Here is an 18,329-nt window from a genome sequence, read left to right on the forward strand (position 1 = left end):
TGGCTCTGTCCTCTGGGACCAGTGCTCGCCATCCTCACGGGGAGCACTGCCGTCCGCGAGGGAGTTTGCGAGATGACCATGGCCCCTCTGGCCGAAACCTGGCGGGACCGCGTCGGCGACGCCCGGCCGCGGATCGCACTGGCCGACGGCGCCGATCCGCGCGCCGTCACCGCTGCTGCGCGCCTGGCCGAGCGCGGCGAGGTCGAGCCGCTGCTGGTCGGTCGTTCGGGAGAGATCGCTGCTGCCGCGGCGGAGCTGGGCTTGGCGGTGCCGCCGTTCCTGGACACCGGTGCCCTCTCGGCCGACGACGCTGTCCTCGCGCGGCTGGCCACGGCGTTCCCCGACCGGATGGAGACGGTCCGCGACGATCCCGTCGCGCTCTCCGCTGCTCTCCTCGCGCTGGGGCGGGTGGACGCGTGCCTGGCTGGTGCGACCCGGCCGACGTCCGATGTCCTTCGGGCCGGTTTGCGGATCGTCGGTCTCGCGCCTGGCGTACGGACCTTGAGCAGTTGTTTTCTGATGTTGTTGCAGGACGGGCGATCGCTGACTTTCGCCGACTGCGCGGTGGTTCCTGAGCCGGACGCGGAGGCTTTGGCCGACATCGCCGTCGGTGCGGCGGCTACGCACCGTGCGCTGACCGGGACCGAGCCGGTGGTGGCGATGCTGTCTTTCAGCACGCAAGGAAGCGCCAAGCATTCCGCAGTGGACAAAGTGCGTCAGGCGACTTCCCTGGTGCGGGAACGGCTTCCTGGCGTGGCTGTGGACGGCGAACTGCAATTCGACGCCGCTGTGGTGGATGCCGTCGGAGTGGCCAAGGCACCGCGGTCGACTGTCGCGGGGCGGGCGAATGTGCTGGTGTTCCCCAATCTCGACGCGGGGAACATCGCTTACAAGATCGCCGAACGCCTCGGGGGAGCGACCGCGCTCGGGCCGATCCTGCAAGGCGTCGCGGCACCGCTGCACGACCTGTCGCGCGGCTGCAGCGCGGCGGACATCGAGACGATGGCCCTGATCGGCGCGGTGACCGCGCTGGAAATGGAGAAAGCCCGATGACGCGAGGCGTGGAACTGGTCGTGCTGGACATGGCGGGCACGACGGTCCGCGACGACGGTGCGGTGGAGGCTGCTTTCTCAGCGGCGCTGGCGGCGGCGGGGGTACCTGAGGACTCTCCGGAGCGGGAGGACGTGGACGCCTACGTCCGCGACACCATGGGGCAGTCGAAGATCGAGGTCTTCCGGGCGTTGTTTCCCGAGGACGGGGTGGCGGAGAAGGCTAACCGGGTTTTCGAGACTGCGTTTGCTTCGCAGGCGATTGAGGTCGCCGCGCCGCTTCCCGGTGCGGAGGAAGCGATCGAAAAGCTGCGCGCGCAGGGGCGGCGGGTGTGCCTGAGCACGGGGTTCTCGGCCAGGACGCGGGACGCGCTGCTGCGGCGACTCGGCTGGACGGATCTGGCGGATTTGGTGGTGTGCCCGGCGGACGCCGGCGGGCGAGGGCGTCCGTTCCCGGACATGGTGCTGACCGCGGTGCTGCGGTTGGGAATCACTGACGTGCGGGCGGTCGCGGTGGCGGGGGATACCGGGTTCGACATGCTGACTGGGCGGCGTGCTGGAGCGTCGGTGGCGGCGGGGGTGTTGACCGGGGCGCATGACGAGGCGACGTTGCGGGCGCATGGGGCTACGCATGTGCTGGGGTCGGTGGGGGAGTTGCCTGCGGTGCTTGAGCGCTAGCTACTCTTCTTTCCACTTCGCGGTGACTGTGAGATACAGGTCCCGGACCACAGCGCGATCCAGACCTTCAGGGATCGCCACGCCTTCGAAGGTCGGGTAGTAGCCGTCGCCGGCCAGCGCGGGGGCGATCTCGACGCAGAACGTGTCCGGATGGATGGCGAGCAGGCCTCGGTCGAACAGTTTGTGCACGTCGGCGCGCAGGAGCAGGCCGTCCTCGTGCGACTCGTTCTCGGCGAACGAAATCAGGTGGGCCGCTTCGAGTGTCGCCTCGGGGCACGGACCGGTGATCGCGCATCGCGCGCCGTGCTGGTCGAGCAGGTTTTTCCGGAACTCGCGTTGGCCGATGCGAACCTTCGCCTCCACTTTGCGATGTCCGCCGGCGGGGGTTTTCCGCTGGCGGGCATCGCGGCGTGGCGCAGAGACAGGCGACTCGTCGAGCAGCGCCAGCATCGCGGCGTGGTCGAGGCGGCGAATCGCGTTCTGCTTGGCGTCGTCGCGCAGTCGCTCGAGCACCTGCTCGCGAGAAATCTTTCCGTCGACCGGGCGGTAACCGCTGCCGTAGAAGGCGACGAACTGAGTAACCGACCTCGTCTCCTCGCGCGGCTCATCGAACTGGTGGTTGCAGTTTTTGTGCCGACACCGGTATCGAGGGCGCAGGGATTCGCGCGGCTCGAAATAGCTTCGGCCGCAGTTCGGGCAGACTCGTTTCGGCTTGGGCACGTCAGACTTGCTGTCGATGTGCTCGATCCGGCTGATCCCGTGGACCCGCTCGGTGTCCCAGAGCACGACGAGGTCTCCGACGCGGAGTTGCCGCGAGTTGGAGACGAGGTTGTCGTAGACGTACTGCTTGCCGAGCACGTCGGGATAACCGCCGTTGCCGTCGTACTTGCGCTTGCCCTTCGCGGAGAACAAGGCCCATGCCCCGCGGTCCATCCGGTCGCGGACCTTTTCCGCTTCGGCCAGCATCGCGTCTGGCGCGTCTTCGAACTCCTGCAGCACTTGGTCGTCCAGTTTGCTGCCTCGGGTCCGCACTTTGGTGTACTCCCGCAGCCGGGTTTGCAGGTCGTACAGCTTGCGCTGGACGCTGTTGACCGAACGGAACTTGTCGCCGTACTCGCCTGGAGCGACCGCGGATCGCAGCAGGTGGGACAGTTCGCGCACCCGTCGGTCGGTGGCCCTCGCTGCCTTCCGGTTGTTCTCGAACAGGAGGGCGCAAGCCAGGAGCAGCTCGTCCCGTGACCAATCCGGCAGCTGGCGGGCTCGCACGGTGAAGCCGAGCTTCGTGAGCTGCTCCTTCACTGCGCCGAGATCGGCGACCTCGGCCGGCGTGAGCGGTTGGAGCCCGGGCAAGAAGGCGTGCGCGGCCGCGGCCAAGGCTTGGATTCCGTACTGTTTCTCGCGATCGACGACTGCGTACTCGCACCACAAATCGAAGCCGTAGTGGGCGCAGAAAGCCTCTGCTCCGTAATCTTCGTGCTCCACCATCGCCGCACGGACCACTGCCGGGGTCAAGTCCGAGATGCTCACCGGGCAAGGCTATCCGATGCAGACAAAGCCTTTCACGTTTGCGGCGCAGGCGGCGCCACCGCGGCAGCGATCAACGCCCGAGCCGCGATCTCCACCCTCTCCTCGTCCCCGGTCACGATCCGGTCCAGGCACAGTCCTCGCAGACCTGAGATCAGCAGGCTGGCCCGGGCGGCTGCTTCGGGTTCGGCGTAGCCCAGTTTCCGGTACACCGGCACCAGCGGGTCCACCATCGCGGTGATCGCTTCGCGCGCGACCTCCAGGTATCGCTCGGGCTGGGTCGGGGCCAAAGCCAGCACCTGGAACAGGATGTGGATCGGCCGTTGCTGGCGGCCTCGGGTGATGGCTTCCCACAGGGCGTGCGCGGCTGCGGCGAGGGATTTCTCGTCGTGCACGGAGTGGAAGAGTTCGGTGACGTCCGGGCGGCTCGCGGCGATCGCTTCGGTGATCAGGTTTTCGCGGCTGCCGAAGTAGTACAGCAGCATGCGCTTGCTCGTCCCCAGCGCTTCGCCCATCGGGGCGAGCGACAGGTCCGCGAGGCCGTGCGTCGCGAGGTAGCCCACGGCTTGCTGCAGCAGCTCGGCGCGGCGGCCGGTCCCGGAATCCACCCCTTGACTGTACCGATCGGTACGCCGTACCGTCCATTCCTGTACCGATCGGTACACGGGCGAGGAGGGCTGATGGCGGGCAAGGCACTCTCGGTGGGGATCGTCGGCGGCGGGATCGGCGGGCTGACGCTCGCGCTCGCGTTGCGGGAGCGCGGGATCGGGGCGGAGGTGTACGAGCGGTCGGCCGAATTGCGGGAGGTCGGGGCGGCGGTGGCGTTGTCCGCCAACGGGTCCCGGGTGCTGGCGCGGCTCGGGTTGCGGGACGAGCTCGCCGCGTGTTCGGCGGTGCCGGCGGAGCTGGTCTACCGGCATTGGCGCGACGGGCGCCGGGTGGTGGCTTATCCGATCGGGGACGCCTACGAGAAACGGTTCGCTGGGCCGTTTTTCGGGGTGCATCGGGCGGAGTTGCAGCGGATCCTGGCTGGCGCGTGCGGCAAGGTCCATCTTGGCCGGAGGGTGACCGGGGTGGTCGCGGAGGGGTCGGGGTATCGGCTGGAATTCGCTGACGGGGCAAGCGAAACCGCGGATGTGGTGGTGGGTGCGGACGGGGTGCATTCGACTGTGCGGAAGTGGGTGGACGACGCGCCGCTCGCCCGGTATTCGGGGGCGAGCGGGTTTCGCGGGCTGGTGCCGGTGGAGCGGTTGCCGTCGTTGCCGGACCCGGGCGCGATCCAGTTCTGGATGGGGCCGGGCGGGCATCTGCTGCATTACCCGATCGGCGACGGGTCGGTGGTGAATTTCCTTGCGGTGCTGGACGAACCGGACGCTTGGGCGGGGGAGTCGTGGACGGAGGACATCCCCCGGGAGCGGATCGGCGCGGCTTTCGAGGGCTGGCATCCGGCGGTGCGCGAGATGGTCGGCGCGACGACGTTGTATCAGCGGTGGGGACTGTTCGGGCAGTATCCGCTGAACCGCTGGCATCGCGGCGGGGTGGTGCTGCTCGGCGACGCGGCGCACGCGATGCTGCCGCATCACGGGCAGGGGGCCAATCAGACGATCGAGGACGCGGTGACGCTCGCCGAGTGCTTGGCGCGGGATTCGCGCGAGGAGGCGCTGGCCCGGTACGAGCGGCTGCGGCGGCCGCGGACTCGCGCGGTTCAGCGGAGTTCGTGGGTGGCGAACGCGCTGCTGCACGTGCCGGACGGCCCGGCGGCCGAGGCTCGGGACGCCGCGTTGGGGCGGATCGGGGAGACGCTGGAGTGGATCCACTCGCATGACGCGTTGGCGAGGGCTTGTCGGTGAGGGCTTGAGTCGCACCGGGTTGGCGCACTCGACCCGCCGCATGCGCCAACCCGGCGCGGTTAAGCGGGGCCCTTCTCCGCGAGGGCCTTGAACTCGGCGCTCGTCATCACGTCCGCGGTGGACTGGGCGAGTACTACCAGCGTCGCCGCGTGGACCTCGGCCGCGGACATCGCGCCGTGGCCGAGGTCGGGGTGGTCGTAGGTGGCGCACGCGTCGGAGAGCACGGCGGCGCGGAAGTCGCGGAACATCGCGTCGCGGATGGTGGCGTGGACGCAGTCCTCGGTCGTCACGCCGGTGGCGATCAGGGTGTCGATGCCGCGGCCGCGGAGTTGCATCTCGAAGTCCGTGCCGTAGAAGGCGCTGTAGCGGTGCTTGAGGATCAGCGGCTCGTCCGGGCGGCGGTCCACTTCGGAATACAGAGCGGCGCCGGGGGTTCCTTCGATGAGCGCCTGGCCTTGCGCGATCGGCGGGTACAGGTCGGCGAACCGGCCCATGTCGGAGCCGTCCGGGCGGTGGACGTGCGCGGTGAAGAAAACCGGAATGCCCGCGGTGCGGCAGAACCGGATGGTGTCGTTGAGGACGGGGATCATGGCGCGTCCGGCCGGGGATTCCAGCGGCGCGCCCGGGGCCAGGAAGTCGTGCTGCAGATCGATGGCGACCAGTGCGGTGCGGGCCGGATCGACGGTGGACAAGCGGTAACCCATGGAAGCTCCCTCCGCGGAGGCTCCTGAGGTATCACGGTTTGACGCCGGTCGTCAAGAAAACGACAGAGATTCTCAGGCGTCTTCGATCTGCGCGGCGACGGTGTGCAGGGACTCGATCAGCGCCTGGGTGGCCGGGTTCAGCCTGCGTCCGGCGGCGAGGGTCAGGCCGACGCTGTGCCCGATGTTCTCCAGCGGCGTCGGCAGCGTGACCAGCCGCGGGTCGTCCATGCCGAGCAGCCCGGGCAGCGCGGCGACCATGGCGGTTTCGGTGAGCAGCTGCCGGACGGTGAGGAACGACGTCGCCTCGACGCGGTTGGCGGGCAGGTCGAGGCCGTGCTGGGCGAAGAGGCTTTCGAGTTCTTGGCGCAGCGTCGTTTCGGTGCCGGGGACGATCCACGGGAAATCCGCCAGATCCTCCAGGGAGACGCTCTCGCGTGCGGCCAGCGGATGGTGCGCGCCTGCGACGACGCGGATCGACTCCTGGTACAGCGCTTGCCGCCGGGTGCCTTCCGTGCCGGGGCCGCTCAGCCTGCCGACGATCACGTCCACCCGGCCCGCGGTCAGCTCCACGAGCAGCGACTCCGGCGTGCCTTCCCGGACGACGACCGTCACCAGCGGGTGGTCCTCTTTGAGGTGCGCGATGGCCCTCGGCAGCAGGAGGTTCGAGCCCGCGAGGTGGATGCCCGCGACGACCCGGCCGCGCGTCGCGTCGGCGATCTCCACGACGTGCCGCGCGGCGTGGGTCAGCTGGGCGAGCACGGCGCGGGCGTGCTCGGTGAACGCGGTCCCGAACTCGGTCGGCGTGATTCCGCGCGGGCCGCGTTCGTAGAGCGGGACGCCGAGGATGGCTTCGAGGTCGTGCAGGCCGCGCGTGACGACCGGCTGCGTGACGTGCAGAGCCGCCGCCGCGCCGACGACGCTGCCCTGTTCGGTGAGGGTGTCCACCAGCACGAGGTGCCTGAGCTTGAGGCGGCCGTCGAGCAGGCGGGGCATCTCCATTCCGGCGACATTACTGTCCGGATCGGGTTCCGGCGTCACGAGAGGGCGAGCCGGACCAGGGCGCGGCTGAGCGCGGAACCCGGGTCGGCCAGGTCGAGGAAGACGTCGAAGTGGTTCCGGCCGGGCACGACGGTCCACGTGCGCGCGGCGGGCCAGTGGGCGTGGAATGCCTTGCTCTGCCGGTGGAATCCGGCCGCTTCGTGCTCGGCGACCGCGACGTGGAACGGCGCGGTGCCCGTCGGTGCCAAGATCGGGCTGAGGGCTTCGGCGCGAGCGGAGTCGAGAGCCAGCCAGGTGTTGGCGAACGAGTCGACCAGCGGGCGGAGGTCGAAGAGCCCGCTGATCGTCATCGCGCCTTTGACGACGTCCTCGGGCAGCCCGGCTTCGCATTGCCATCCGGCCACAGCGGTCATGGCCGCCAGGTGGCCGCCGGCCGAGCTGCCGACGACGTGGATGCGGTCCGGGTCGAGGCCGTGCTCGGCGCCGTGGCGGTGCACCCAGGCGACCGCGGCGCGGACCTGGCACACGATCTCTTCCAGCGGCGCCGCGGGAGCGAGCGTGTAGTCGGGCACCACGGTGGCGATTCCGGCGTCGGCCAGAACCCTTGCCATGAAAGCGGTGTCGTGGCGCGAGAGCATCCGCCAGTAACCGCCGTGGATGGCGAGGACGACGGGTCGCGACTGTCCGGGGGAGGTGCCCCAGATGTCGAGCCGCTCGTCGCTGAGCGGGTCGAAGGCGAGGCCGCGAACGCCGTCCAGACCGGCGGTGGCGGCTTCGGAGGCGGAGCGGTAGCGAGCCATCACGGCGTCGAATTCGGCCTTGGTGACAGTGGCTTGCGCGCTGTAGTCCCGATCGATGTCCGGACGGCTCACGGCGGCCTTCCTTCCTGCGCGGACGGCTGGAGTGCTTCATCTTGGGCAGCGGCGGTCATGCCTGGCCAATGCTCATTTCGGCGAAAGCCATGCCGGTGCAGGCATGGCGACGAGGCATGCCCGGGCGGGCATGGAGGCGGCGGCAAAGAGCATTGGCCAGGCATTCCTGGGGTCCCTACGGTCAGGTTCATGGCTGCGGAACTCCACAACGTCGTCGGCGGGACCCGGGTCGCCGGGCGGCGCACCTTCGAGAAGTTCGACCCGGTCGACGGGTCGCTCGTCGCGCACGTTCACGAGGCCGGGCCGGACGTGGTCGACGCCGCGGTCGCCGCTGCGCGCGCGGTACTGGACGGGCCGTGGGGACGTGCTTCGGTGGCGGAGCGGACCGCCTTGCTGCGCCGGATCGCCGACCGGATCGAGGAACGCTTCGAGGATTTCGTCGCCGCCGAGGTCCGCGACACCGGGAAGCCGGAGCACCTGGCTCGCGACCTGGACGTCGCGCGGGCCGCGGCGAACTTCCGGTCCTTCGCCGACACGGTCGCGTCGGCCGGTCTCGACTCCTTCCTGACCGATCTGCCGAACGGCCGGAAGGCGCTGAACTACGCAGTGCCCAAGCCGCTGGGCGTGGTCGCGGTGATCGTGCCGTGGAACCTGCCGTTGCTGCTGCTCACCTGGAAGGTGGCGCCCGCGCTCGCCTGCGGCAACGCGGTGGTGGTCAAACCGTCGGAAGAGACGCCGTCGACAGCGACTCTGCTCGCCGAGGTGATCGCGGAGGCGGGCGCGCCGGTCGGGGTGTATAACGTCGTTCACGGCTTCGGGCCGGACTCCGCCGGGGAGTACCTCACGACGCACCGCGGCATCGACGGCGTGACCTTCACCGGCGAATCCGGCACCGGTTCGGCGATCATGCGCGCGGTCGCGCCGTCGGTCCGGCCGGTTTCCTTCGAGCTGGGCGGAAAAAACGCGGCGGTGGTGTTCGCGGACTGCGACCTCGAGAAGACCCTCGACGGGCTCGCCCGGTCGGTTTTCCTGAACACCGGTCAGGTATGCCTGTGCACGGAGCGGGTCTATGTCGAGCGGTCCGTCTTCGACGCGGTCGCGAACGGGCTCGCCGAACGGGCGGCGGCCTTGCGGCTGGGCCGGCCGGATGCGCCTGGCACCACGACGGGGCCGTTGATCTCCCAGCAGCACCGGAAGAAAGTCCAGTCCTATTTGGACCTAGCGGTGGCCGAAGGGGCGACCGTGCTCGCCGGCGGCTCGGTCCCGGACCTCGGGCCGGAACTCGCGGGCGGATCGTGGATCGAACCGACCCTGTGGACCGGCCTGGACAATTCCGCGCGAGTCGTGCGGGAGGAGGTCTTCGGACCAGTCGCGGCCCTGATCCCGTTCGACACCGAGGACGAGGCCGTCCGGCTGGCGAACGACACCGACTACGGCCTCGCCGCGGCGGTGTGGACCACGGACCTGGAGCGAGGCCACCGCGTCGCGCACCAGATGCGGGTCGGGATGGCCTGGGTCAACACCTGGTACCTGCGCGATCTCCGGTCGCCGTTCGGCGGCGTCGGGCTTTCCGGCATCGGCCGCGAGGGCGGCCTGCACTCGATGCACTTCTACACCCAGCCGACGAATGTGTGCGTGCAGCTGTGACGACCGTCGAGGAACGCGCCGAGCTGCTGGACCAGGCGACCGCCGCCGGACAGTCGATTCCGCAGCTCACCAGCGACGAGCCGATGAGCCTGGAGACTGCGTACGCCGTGCAGCACGCCGGAATCGCGCTGCGCGAACGGCGCGGGGAACGGCTGGCCGGGGTCAAGCTGGGCTTCACGAGCAAGGCGAAGGCCGAGCAGATGGGCGTCTCCGACGTCATCGTCGGCTCGCTGACCGATCGCATGCGGATCGAGGACGGCGGGACGTTCGACGTCGGCCGCGGCGTGCATCCGCGGGTCGAACCCGAGGTCGCGTTCCGGCTCGGGCCGGACGCGGAGCCAGTCGCCGTCGCGCCCGCGCTGGAGATCATCGACAGCCGGTACCGCGATTTCCGGTTCAGCCTGGCCGATGTCGTCGCCGACAACACCTCGGCGTCGGCCTTCGTCGTCGGACCGTGGAGGCCGATCGATGAGGTGGCCGCACTGGCCGTGGAGCTGCTTTTCGACGGCGAGATCGTGGCGACCGGCTCGACCGCCGACATCCTCGGCGATCCCCTGCGCGCCCTTCCCGCGGCACAGCGGATGGCCGCCGCTTACGGACACCGCCTGCTCGACGGGTCGGTGCTCCTGGCCGGGGCGGCGACCGCTGCGGTCGCGGTGAAAGGGGGAACGCACGTCGAGGCCCGGGTCGCCGGGCTGGGGTCGGTTTCCGTTCGGACGAAGGAGGGATGAGCGTGGCGCAAGCCCATGTCGTCGCCGGAAAGGCGACGCCGCGCGGGCGGTTCCCGCACGTCAAGGTGGTCGGGGACCTGGTGTTCGTCTCCGGCACCAGCAGCAGGCGGCCGGACAACACCTTCGCCGGCGCGGAGGCCGACGAGTTCGGGGTGACCACTTTGGACATCCGCGCGCAGACCCGCGCGGTGCTCGAGAACATCCGCGACATCCTGGCCGCGGCCGGAGCCGGGCTCGAGGACCTCGCGCAGCTGACCGTGTTCCTGGTCAACATGAACGATTTCGGCGGCTACAACGAGGTCTACGGCGAATTCTTCGACGAGACCGGCCCGGCGCGCACGACCGTCGCGGTGCACCAGCTGCCGCATCCGCATCTGCTCATCGAGATCCAGGCGATCGCCCGGATCCCCGGCAAGGAGGAACGATGACCGCCATCCCGCCCGTGTTCGACTTCGCCCAGTGGATCGCCGACCACGAGGACGAGCTGAAGCCACCGGTCAACAACAAGCAGATGTGGGCCCCGATGGGAGATTTCATCGTGCAGGTCGTCGGCGGGCCGAACCAGCGCACCGACTACCACCTCGACCCGTACGAGGAGTGGTTCTACCAGTACAAGGGCGACATGCACGTCAACCTCATGACCGAGGACGGCCCGCAGCGGGTCGACATCCGCGAGGGCGAGATGTGGATGCTGCCGCGCAACGTGCACCATTCGCCGCAGCGTCCGCAGGAGGGTTCGATCGGGATCGTGATCGAGCGCATCCGGGAGGAAGGGACACTCGAGAAGTTCGTGTGGTTCTGCCTGGAGTGCGACGCGAAGGTGCACGAGGTCGAGCTGCAGGTGCGGGACATCGTGGACGACCTGCCGCCGGTGTTCGAGCAGTTCTACTCGTCCGAGGAAGCCCGGACCTGCGGCGCCTGCGGGACGCTGCACCCGGGGAAGGGCTGAGCGTGCGCGCGATCGACGTCCACAGCCATTTCGTCCCGCACGGCTGGCCCGACCTCGGCGAGGGAATGCCGTGGCTGCGCGCGGAAACCGAACGCGAGGCCATGATCATGGTCGGCTCGGACGAGTTCCGCCGGATCCGGTCCGACTGCTGGGACGCGTCCGTCCGGCTGCGCGACATGGACGCCGACGGCGTCGAGGCGCAGGTCGTCTCGCCGACGCCGGTGTTCTTCGGCTACGACACGAGCCCGGGCCAGGGCGAGAAGATCGCGCGGGTCTTCAACGATCTCGCGCTGGAGATCTGCGCGCCCGCGCCCGGCCGGCTGATCCCGTTCTGCCAGGTTCCGCTGCAGGACACCGACGCCGCCTGCCGCGAACTGGACCGCGCCGTCGCGGCCGGGCACCGGGGCGTGGAGATCGGCAACCACGTCGGCGACCGCGACCTCGACGACGCGGGGGTGGTGACGTTCCTGCAGCACGCGGCGTCGCTCGGGGTGCCGGTGTTCGTGCATCCGTGGGACATGCCGCTCGCGCCCCGGCTGGACCGGTGGATGGCGCGATGGCTGACCGGGATGCCCGCGGAGACGCATCTGTCGATCATCGCGATGATCCTGGGCGGGGTGTTCGACCGGGTGCCGCCGAGTTTGCGCATCTGTTTCGCCCACGGGGGCGGGTCGTTCGCGTTCTGGCTGGGGCGGCTGGAGAACGCTTGGCATCAGCGGGCCGACATCATCGCCACGTCGGAGCTGCCGCCGTCGGAGTATGTGGGGCGGTTCAGTGTCGATTCGGTGGTGTTCACCGAGGCGGCGTTGCGGAATCTGGTCGACACTCTCGGCGCTGAGCAGGTGATGGTGGGGAGTGATTATCCGTATCCGCTGGGGGAGCGTCCGGCTGGCGGGGTGGTGCGGCGGGCGGAGTTTCTCGACGAGGCTGCGCGGGATTTGCTGTTGCGGGGGAATGCGTTGCGGTTCTTGGGTTAGTTCAACCCGAGGTGGTCCCGCAGCGTAGGCCCGCTGTAGTCCTCCCGGAACACCCCGCGTTCCTGCAGCCTCGGCACCACCTCGTCGGCGAACCGGTCCAGTCCGCCCGGGGTCACGTGCGGGACCAGGATGAAGCCGTCCGACGCGTCCGCCTGCACGAGTTCGTTCATCGTCGACGCGACCGTCTCGGGGGAGCCGATGAAGTTCTGCCGTCCGGTGACCTCGATGATCAGCTCCCGGCTCGACAGGTGCTTCGCCTCGGCGAGCTGACGCCATTCGTTGGCGGTCGCGATCGGGTCGCGGTGCATGCGGACGCTCGCGCGGCCCTTCGAGATCAGGTCGCCGACCACCGGGTCGAAGGACGGGAGCGGGCCGTTCGGGTCGTGGTCGCTGAGGTCGGTGTTCCAGAGCTGTTCGAGGAACTTGATCGCGGTCTGCTCGCTGACCTGCTGCAACCGGACCTCGTGGGCGAGTTCGTGCGCTTCGGCGTCGGTGTCGCCCAGCACGAAGGTCGCGGCGGGGAGGATGACCAGCTCGTGCGGGGAGCGGCCGTATTTCGCCAGGCGGCCCTTGACGTCGGAGTAGAAGGCCTGGCCCGCTTCGAGGGTGCCGTGGCGGGTGAAGATGGCGTCGGCGGTCGCGGCGGCGAATTCGCGGCCCTCTTCGGAGTCTCCGGCTTGGATGGTGACCGGGCGGCCCTGCGGGCTGCGCGGGACGGGGAAGCGGCCGGAGATGCCGAAATGGTCGTCGTGGTGGGCGAAATCGCCGCCGCGGTCGGCGAGGAAACGGCCGGATTCCTTGTCCGCCAGGAGTTCGTCGCCGCGCCAGGAGTCGAAGAGTTCCCACGCCGTGCGCAGGAAGGTTTCGGCGCGCGAGTAGCGCTGGTCTTGCGGCAGGAAGCCGCCGCGGCGGAAGTTTTCGCCGGTGAAGGCGTCCCAGGAGGTGACGACGTTCCACGCTGCCCGGCCGGCGGAAAGGTGGTCCAGGGAGGCGAATTGCCGCGCTACCTCGAAGGGTTCGTTGAAGGTGGAGTTGATGGTCCCGGCCAGGCCGAGGCGGTCGGTGACGGCGGCGAGCGCGGACAGCACGGCGAAGGTGTCGGGGCGGCCGACGACGTCGAGGTCGTAGATCTCGCCGTTCTGCTCCCGCAGCCGCAGGCCTTCGGCGAGGAAGAAGAAGTCGAATTTCGCGCGTTCGGCGGTCTGGGCCAGCTTGACGAACGAGCTGAATTCGATGTGGCTGCCCGCTTCGGGATCGCTCCACACGGTGGTGTTGTTGACCCCGGGGAAGTGCGCGGCGAGGTGGATTTGCTTGGCAGTCATGGAAATCTCCCGGGATTCAGGCGGCGTAGCGGTTGGCCGGGCGCGGCAGGCCGAGCAGCCCGCGCAGGGTCGAGGCCTCGTATCCGGTGCGGAACGCGCCCCGGTCGCGCAGTTCGGGAACCAGGGCGCGGGTGATGGCGGTCAGATCGTGCGGCAGGGCGCCGGGGCGCAGCCGGAACCCGGTGAGGCCGGCGGCGTGCCAGTCGAGCAGGAGGTCGGCCAGCTGCGCCGGGGTGCCGGTGAAGACGTGGGCGTCGGAAACGAACTCGGCGCGGTCGTCCAGGCGGGCTTTGCGCTCGGCCGCGGCCTGCTCGGTTTCGCCGAGGAAGACCGCCAAGTCGGCGAAAACCTGAACGGGAGCGCCGATTTCGGCGATGATCGACGCCGCGTGCGAGCGGTCGTCCGGCGTCACGTACACGACGTCGGCCTGCCGGGCGACGAGCCGGTAGGCGTCCGGGCCGTGCGCCAGAGCGGCGACGATCGGCTGGCCCTGCGGCGGACGCGGCGTGATGGAGGGGCCCTTGACGGAGAACCAGCGGCCCTCGAAGTCGATGTAGTGCAGCTTTTCCCGGTCGATGAACCGGCCGGTGGCGACGTCGCGGATCTCGGCGTCGTCCTCCCAGCTGTCCCACAGCCGGCGCAGCACCTCGACGTAATCGGCGGCTTCCTCGAAAAGGTCGGCCACCTCCGGCGGCGTGCGGCGGCCGAAGTGCTGGAACTCCTGCGCGCCTCCGGAAACCTGCACGCGGACGCCCGCCCGGCCGGTGCTGACGTAGTCGAGCGTCGCGATCGCCTTCGACAAGTGGAACGGCTCCGTGTGGGTGACCACGGCTGTCGGGATCAGGCCGATGTGCGACGTCAGCGGCGCGATCCGCGAGGCGAGCAGCACGGCGTCCAGCCGGGTCTGCGCGCGGTCGGCGCGGGCGGCCGGCTCGGCGGGATCGCGCAGGGAGAGGAAGTCCTCGAAGGTGACGAAGTCCAGGTGTGCGGCTTCGGCCTCCTGGACCAGACCGGTCCAGTATCCGGCGGTCAGCAGGTCGGCCGGGCGGGCGTCCGGTTCGCGCCACGCCGCCGGATGCCAGCCGGCGCCTTCCAGCGCGACGGCGAGCCGTGGTCCGGTGAGCCCTGTCATGCTGCGTCCTTTCCCCGTGGATGCCAGCAGTGTGGCGCGGAAACCGGGGCGGAGGCGAGGAGTAACCATCGGCTGAGACAGTCGGCGGGAGCGGGAATAAACCGGTTGCCCGGTGTCGCGTGGACGCGGTTTGCTCGATGCCGATGAAACGGATGCACGCGGACGAAGCGGAAATCGGTGCCGACCTGGTCCGTCGGCTTGTCGCGGCCCAGTTTCCGCAGTGGGCCGGGCTGGCGGTTTCGCGGGTCGCCTCGTCGGGGACGGAAAACGCGATGTTCCGGCTCGGCGACGAGCTGGTGGCCCGGCTGCCGCGGCTGGAACGAGGAGCCGCCGACATCGGCCGTGAACGGCGCTGGTTGCGCTGGCTCGCGCCGCGGCTGTCGGTCGCAGTGCCGGAAGTGCTCGCCCAAGGAGAGCCGGGCGAGGGTTTCGCCTGGGACTGGTCGGTGCTGCGCTGGCTGCCCGGCGTCAATCCGGACTACGGCGACGCTCAGGTGGCACGGGACTTGGGCGCGTTCGTAAAAGCGTTGCGCGGTCTGGACATTTCCGGTGCGCCGGAGATCAGCCGGGGCCGTCCGCTGCGCACTCGCGACGCGCCGACGCGGGAGGCGATCGCACAGCTGGGCGGTGATCCGGTGTACGTCGCGGCCTGGGAGAAGGCACTCGCGGCACCGGAGTGGCGCGGGGAGCCGGTGTGGCTGCACGCGGATCTATCGCCGGGGAACGTGCTGGTCGACGACGGCGGGCTGAGCGCGGTGCTGGACTTCGCCGGGGTGGGGATCGGCGATCCGGCGGTGGACGTGATCCCGGCGTGGAACACGTTCGCGGCGGCTGAGCGGGAGGTGTTCCGCGAAGCGGTCGACGTGGACGACGCGACCTGGGAGCGCGGCCGGGGCTGGGCGTTCTCGATCGCGGTGATCCAGCTGCCGTATTACCGGGAGACGAATCCGGTGCTCGCGGCGAACGCACGGCGCACGATCGAGGCCGTGTTGTCGGACAGTTAGTCCAGGTCGATCCGGATCGTCAGCAGATCGGTGCCGAACGCCTGGACCGCGGCGCTGTTCAAGCGCGGCAACGACTTCAGCCGCGCCCGGGCGTCGTCGTCCGGCAGCAGGTGCGCGGTCCCGCGCAGCCACCGGCCGTGCAGGCGCAGCCGGACGCGCGGGTCGGCCTTGATGTTGCGGACGTACTGCGACCGCTCGCCGAATTCGGACACCAGCCAGAATTCCTGCCCGGTCCGCCGTCCGCCGATCGGGGTCCGCCGGGGGAGACCCGAGCTGCGGCCGGTGGTTTCGAGCAGGGTCTGGCCGGCGAGCCGCGACAGCACCGGGTTGCCGAGCTTGCGCTGGAACGTCGTGACGAGCTGGTGCTGGAGGTCGCCGGGCCGCGCCTGACCGGCGACCTGCCGCAAGCGGGCCGGGATGACCAGTTCGTGGATCGGCGCGGCCAGTGCCCAGAGCTGGCGGGCGGGAAACCGGTCGTAGCCGACTTCGGTGGTCCAGTGCACCCGGTGCTCGTCGAGGTGCACGATGTTGCGCGTGGTCATCAGCGGCGACGGCGCTTCGAGCACGACCCGGTCCGGTTCCGCCGAAGCGATGTTCCAGCCCAGCACGCGATCCGGGGCCGGGCGAGCGGTCAGTCCGAGGGCGAGCCACCCGGTGCGCAGGAAAGCGCGCAGCGGAGCCGGAGCTTCCTCCCAGACCGCCCGGGCCCACGCCAGTGCGTCGCGCTGGTCTCCGGCGGGACGCGCGATGTCCACTGTGGACGTGAAGTCCGGCATTCCGCCACGGTAGCATCCGCGCCGGTCAGTACGCCGATTTCCACCCCAGCGCCGGGCCGAGCCGGGTGGCGAGGTCGGTGAGGATCTGCACGTAATCCTCATGCTCGAAGGTGAACGGGAGCGCGAAGGCGACCTCGTCGATCTCGCGGAACGCGGCGTGCCGGTACAGCTGCTCGGCGATCTCCGCGGAGGTGCCGACGTAATCGCGGGAGAAAAGCAACCCGGCCGGGCCTTGCGGAGTTTTCGTGCGGGGCAGGCGTTTCGCGGCGTAATCCGCATACTTCGCGCGTTGCTCCGCGGTGGCGCTGTCGGTCGGAATCACGACCAGGCCTTGCGAAACCCGGGCCTGCGCACCGTCGGGGTGGTGCGCACGGAACGCCCGCACGTGCGAGAGCTGGATCTTCTCGAAATCCGTCGAGCCTTCCTCGGCGCGCACGACGCTGCTGGTCAGGTAATTCATCCCGGCTTGCCCGGTCCAGATCGCCGACCGGGTGCTCCCGCCGCCGTACCAGAGGCGGCCGGCCAGCCCGGGCGAATGCGGCTGCACGCGGTCGGAGAACGTCTCGATGCCTTCGACCCCGCTGAACGTGGACGCTCGTTCGCCGCGGATCAGCGACAACAGCCGCGACACCCGGTCGTAGCCGAAGTCTTCGCGGTCGCCGGTGTCCGGGTACAGCGCGGCTCGCACGTCCTCGTAGTGCGCGGGCGGGCTGACGCTGACGCCCGGGTTGAGCCGCCCGCCGGACAGCACGTCGACGGTCGCCAGGTCCTCGGCGAGCCGCAGCGGGTTCTCCCAGCCGAGCGGGATCACCGCGGTGCCGAGTTCGATCCGGCTGGTGCGCTGGGTTGCCGCGGCGAGCACCGCGACCGGCGACGAGATGCCGTACTGCAGGTGCCGGTGGCGGACCCAGGCGCTGTCGAACCCGAGCTGCTCGCCGAGTTCGAGCACCTGCAGCGTCGATTCGTGGCCCGGCCGCGGGTCGTCGCCGTCGAACAGGCCGATCGTCAGGAAACCCAGTTTGCGCAGGGGGTTCGTTTCGCTCGGCACGGCGGGTCCTTCCTTAGGGCGACTAGGCTGGAATAACCACGGCTGAGCGCAGGTTGTTCCGGCTCGCTGACACAGAACACTGGGGAGTACGCACGATGCGCGCTTGGTCCATCACCCGCTACGGCGGTCCCGAAGCCCTCGAAGAGATCGAGGCGCCCGAACCCGTTCCGGGGCCGGGCGAAGTGACCATCACGGTCTCGCACGCGTCCGTCGGGCTGATCGACGCGCTGATCCGCCGCGGCACGCTCGCCGAGTACGACTACGCGCCGAAGCCGCCGCTCGTGCCGGGGCTGGAGGTCGCGGGCACGATCCGGGCGGCCGGACCGGACAGCGGCTTCTCGGTCGGAGACGAGGTCGTCACGCTGACGCTGCCCGGAATGGGCGGTTACGCCGACGTCAAGCTCGCGCCCGCCGCTCTCGTCGTGCCTCTCGCTGGTACCGGCGTGGAGCGGGCGCAGGCGGTGGCCGGTCTGGCGAACACCGTGACGGCTTACCTCTCGCTCACTGAGGCGGTGCGGCTGCCGAAGGACGCGCGCGTGCTCGTGCACGGCGCGCTCGGCGGCCTCGCCTCGGTGTACCCGGAGGTGGCGCGGCTGCTCGGCGCGCGCGAGGTCGTCGGCACGGTCCGGCGTCCTGAGCAGGTCGAGGCGGCGAAGCAACTCGGTTTCGACCGCGTCGTGCTGTCCGGGGAACTCGGCGGGCTGAGCGAGGAGCGGTTCGAGATCATCGTCGACCCGGTGGGCGGCGACCTGCGGATCGAGTCGCTGGACCTGCTCGCGCCGATGGGCCGGATGCTCGTCGTCGGCAGCGCGGGCAGCGAAACCGCGCCGCTGGTGGACTCGAACGCCGTGTGGGGCAAGAACATCGGCGTGGTCGGCTTCAACGTGGGCGGCTTCCTGTCCTCGGACACCGCGCCCGCTCGTCCCGCGGCGGACGCCGTGCTGCCGCTGTACACCGACGGCCGGATCCGGCTGCCGGTCACGGTCCTGCCGATGGCGGACGCGCGCGAGGCGCACCGCCGGATGGACGCGGGCGAGGCCGTCGGACGGCTGGTGCTCGCCAACTGA

At 70.0% G+C, this 18,329-nt stretch carries 19 protein-coding genes; 10 read left to right on the top strand and 9 right to left on the bottom strand.

The genetic code is table 11. The features are described from left to right. Positions 1-72: 72 nt before the first annotated feature. Positions 73-1,053 carry a phosphotransacetylase gene (locus ACZ63D_RS23065; protein ID WP_465356405.1) on the top strand — a complete coding sequence of 327 codons (981 nt, stop codon included), beginning with the start codon at positions 73-75 and terminating at the stop codon, positions 1,051-1,053. Next, on the top strand, positions 1,050-1,727 hold the full coding sequence (locus ACZ63D_RS23070) for a phosphonatase-like hydrolase (RefSeq protein ID WP_465356406.1): 678 nt from the start codon (positions 1,050-1,052) through the stop codon (positions 1,725-1,727). Before ACZ63D_RS23065 ends, ACZ63D_RS23070 begins: the two co-directional genes overlap by 4 nt. On the opposite strand, the gene ACZ63D_RS23075 is transcribed toward ACZ63D_RS23070, so the two are convergent. Both ACZ63D_RS23075 and ACZ63D_RS23080 read right to left on the bottom strand, forming a co-directional pair. Further along, a complete protein-coding gene (locus ACZ63D_RS23075) occupies positions 1,728-3,254 on the bottom strand; it encodes a ScoMcrA-related endonuclease (protein ID WP_465356407.1) in 1,527 nt (508 codons plus the stop codon). It lies immediately after the preceding gene. A 32-nt stretch (positions 3,255-3,286) separates the two neighbouring features. Then, on the bottom strand, positions 3,287-3,859 hold the full coding sequence (locus ACZ63D_RS23080) for a TetR/AcrR family transcriptional regulator (RefSeq protein ID WP_465356408.1): 573 nt from the start codon (positions 3,857-3,859) through the stop codon (positions 3,287-3,289). A gap of 72 nt (positions 3,860-3,931) precedes the next feature. Here ACZ63D_RS23080 and ACZ63D_RS23085 point away from each other — a divergent pair, with 72 nt between their 5' ends. After that, positions 3,932-5,101 carry an FAD-dependent monooxygenase gene (locus ACZ63D_RS23085; protein WP_465356409.1) on the top strand — a complete coding sequence of 390 codons (1,170 nt, stop codon included), beginning with the start codon at positions 3,932-3,934 and terminating at the stop codon, positions 5,099-5,101. Between the two features lie 59 nt (positions 5,102-5,160). Here ACZ63D_RS23085 and ACZ63D_RS23090 read toward each other — a convergent pair whose 3' ends face one another. From ACZ63D_RS23090 to ACZ63D_RS23100, 3 genes are all read right to left on the bottom strand, one after another. Next, the gene (locus ACZ63D_RS23090) at positions 5,161-5,805 is read right to left on the bottom strand and encodes a cysteine hydrolase family protein (protein WP_465356410.1); all 645 of its coding nucleotides are present in this window, start codon (positions 5,803-5,805) and stop codon (positions 5,161-5,163) included. 72 nt (positions 5,806-5,877) lie between these two features. Beyond that, positions 5,878-6,804, bottom strand: coding sequence for a LysR substrate-binding domain-containing protein (locus tag ACZ63D_RS23095; protein ID WP_465356411.1), 927 nt, complete (start codon positions 6,802-6,804; stop codon positions 5,878-5,880). Positions 6,805-6,839: 35 nt separating this feature from the next. Next, a complete protein-coding gene (locus ACZ63D_RS23100) occupies positions 6,840-7,676 on the bottom strand; it encodes an alpha/beta hydrolase (RefSeq protein ID WP_465356412.1) in 837 nt (278 codons plus the stop codon). A 189-nt stretch (positions 7,677-7,865) separates the two neighbouring features. Here ACZ63D_RS23100 and ACZ63D_RS23105 point away from each other — a divergent pair, with 189 nt between their 5' ends. The 5 genes from ACZ63D_RS23105 to ACZ63D_RS23125 are packed head-to-tail and all read left to right on the top strand — an operon-like array spanning position 7,866 to position 11,980. Then, positions 7,866-9,323: a 2-hydroxymuconic semialdehyde dehydrogenase gene (locus ACZ63D_RS23105; protein WP_465356413.1), complete on the top strand. Its 1,458-nt coding sequence runs from the start codon at positions 7,866-7,868 to the stop codon at positions 9,321-9,323. Further along, the gene (locus ACZ63D_RS23110) at positions 9,320-10,054 is read left to right on the top strand and encodes a 2-keto-4-pentenoate hydratase (RefSeq protein ID WP_465356414.1); all 735 of its coding nucleotides are present in this window, start codon (positions 9,320-9,322) and stop codon (positions 10,052-10,054) included. Before ACZ63D_RS23105 ends, ACZ63D_RS23110 begins: the two co-directional genes overlap by 4 nt. A gap of 2 nt (positions 10,055-10,056) precedes the next feature. Then, positions 10,057-10,482 (top strand): RidA family protein, encoded by a 426-nt coding sequence (locus tag ACZ63D_RS23115; protein ID WP_244223372.1) that lies wholly within the window; start codon positions 10,057-10,059, stop codon positions 10,480-10,482. Continuing rightward, positions 10,479-11,003: a 3-hydroxyanthranilate 3,4-dioxygenase gene (locus ACZ63D_RS23120; RefSeq protein ID WP_037714010.1), complete on the top strand. Its 525-nt coding sequence runs from the start codon at positions 10,479-10,481 to the stop codon at positions 11,001-11,003. The genes ACZ63D_RS23115 and ACZ63D_RS23120 overlap by 4 nt, the downstream gene beginning before the upstream one ends. A 2-nt stretch (positions 11,004-11,005) precedes the next feature. Beyond that, entirely contained in the window at positions 11,006-11,980 is a 975-nt protein-coding gene (locus ACZ63D_RS23125; RefSeq protein ID WP_465356415.1) for an amidohydrolase family protein, read from the top strand. On the opposite strand, the gene ACZ63D_RS23130 is transcribed toward ACZ63D_RS23125, so the two are convergent. Next, on the bottom strand, positions 11,977-13,302 hold the full coding sequence (locus ACZ63D_RS23130; protein WP_465356416.1) for an NtaA/DmoA family FMN-dependent monooxygenase: 1,326 nt from the start codon (positions 13,300-13,302) through the stop codon (positions 11,977-11,979). The genes ACZ63D_RS23125 and ACZ63D_RS23130 overlap by 4 nt on opposite strands. Positions 13,303-13,318: 16 nt before the next feature. Next, entirely contained in the window at positions 13,319-14,434 is a 1,116-nt protein-coding gene (locus tag ACZ63D_RS23135; protein ID WP_465356417.1) for an LLM class flavin-dependent oxidoreductase, read from the bottom strand. A gap of 137 nt (positions 14,435-14,571) precedes the next feature. On the opposite strand from ACZ63D_RS23135, the gene ACZ63D_RS23140 reads away from it, so the two are divergent. Continuing rightward, the gene (locus ACZ63D_RS23140; protein WP_465356418.1) at positions 14,572-15,438 is read left to right on the top strand and encodes an aminoglycoside phosphotransferase family protein; all 867 of its coding nucleotides are present in this window, start codon (positions 14,572-14,574) and stop codon (positions 15,436-15,438) included. Here the strand turns inward: ACZ63D_RS23140 and ACZ63D_RS23145 are convergent. Continuing rightward, positions 15,435-16,214, bottom strand: a complete 780-nt coding sequence (locus ACZ63D_RS23145) for a nitroreductase/quinone reductase family protein (RefSeq protein ID WP_465356419.1) — start codon at positions 16,212-16,214, stop codon at positions 15,435-15,437. The two genes, ACZ63D_RS23140 and ACZ63D_RS23145, sit on opposite strands and share 4 nt — an antisense overlap. Before the next feature lie 25 nt (positions 16,215-16,239). Next, positions 16,240-17,262: an LLM class flavin-dependent oxidoreductase gene (locus ACZ63D_RS23150; RefSeq protein WP_465356420.1), complete on the bottom strand. Its 1,023-nt coding sequence runs from the start codon at positions 17,260-17,262 to the stop codon at positions 16,240-16,242. A 95-nt stretch (positions 17,263-17,357) separates the two neighbouring features. Between ACZ63D_RS23150 and ACZ63D_RS23155 the strand changes: the two genes are divergently transcribed. After that, entirely contained in the window at positions 17,358-18,329 is a 972-nt protein-coding gene (locus ACZ63D_RS23155; protein ID WP_465356421.1) for a quinone oxidoreductase family protein, read from the top strand.

The sequence above is a fragment of the Amycolatopsis sp. NPDC104775 genome, assembly GCF_055583325.1.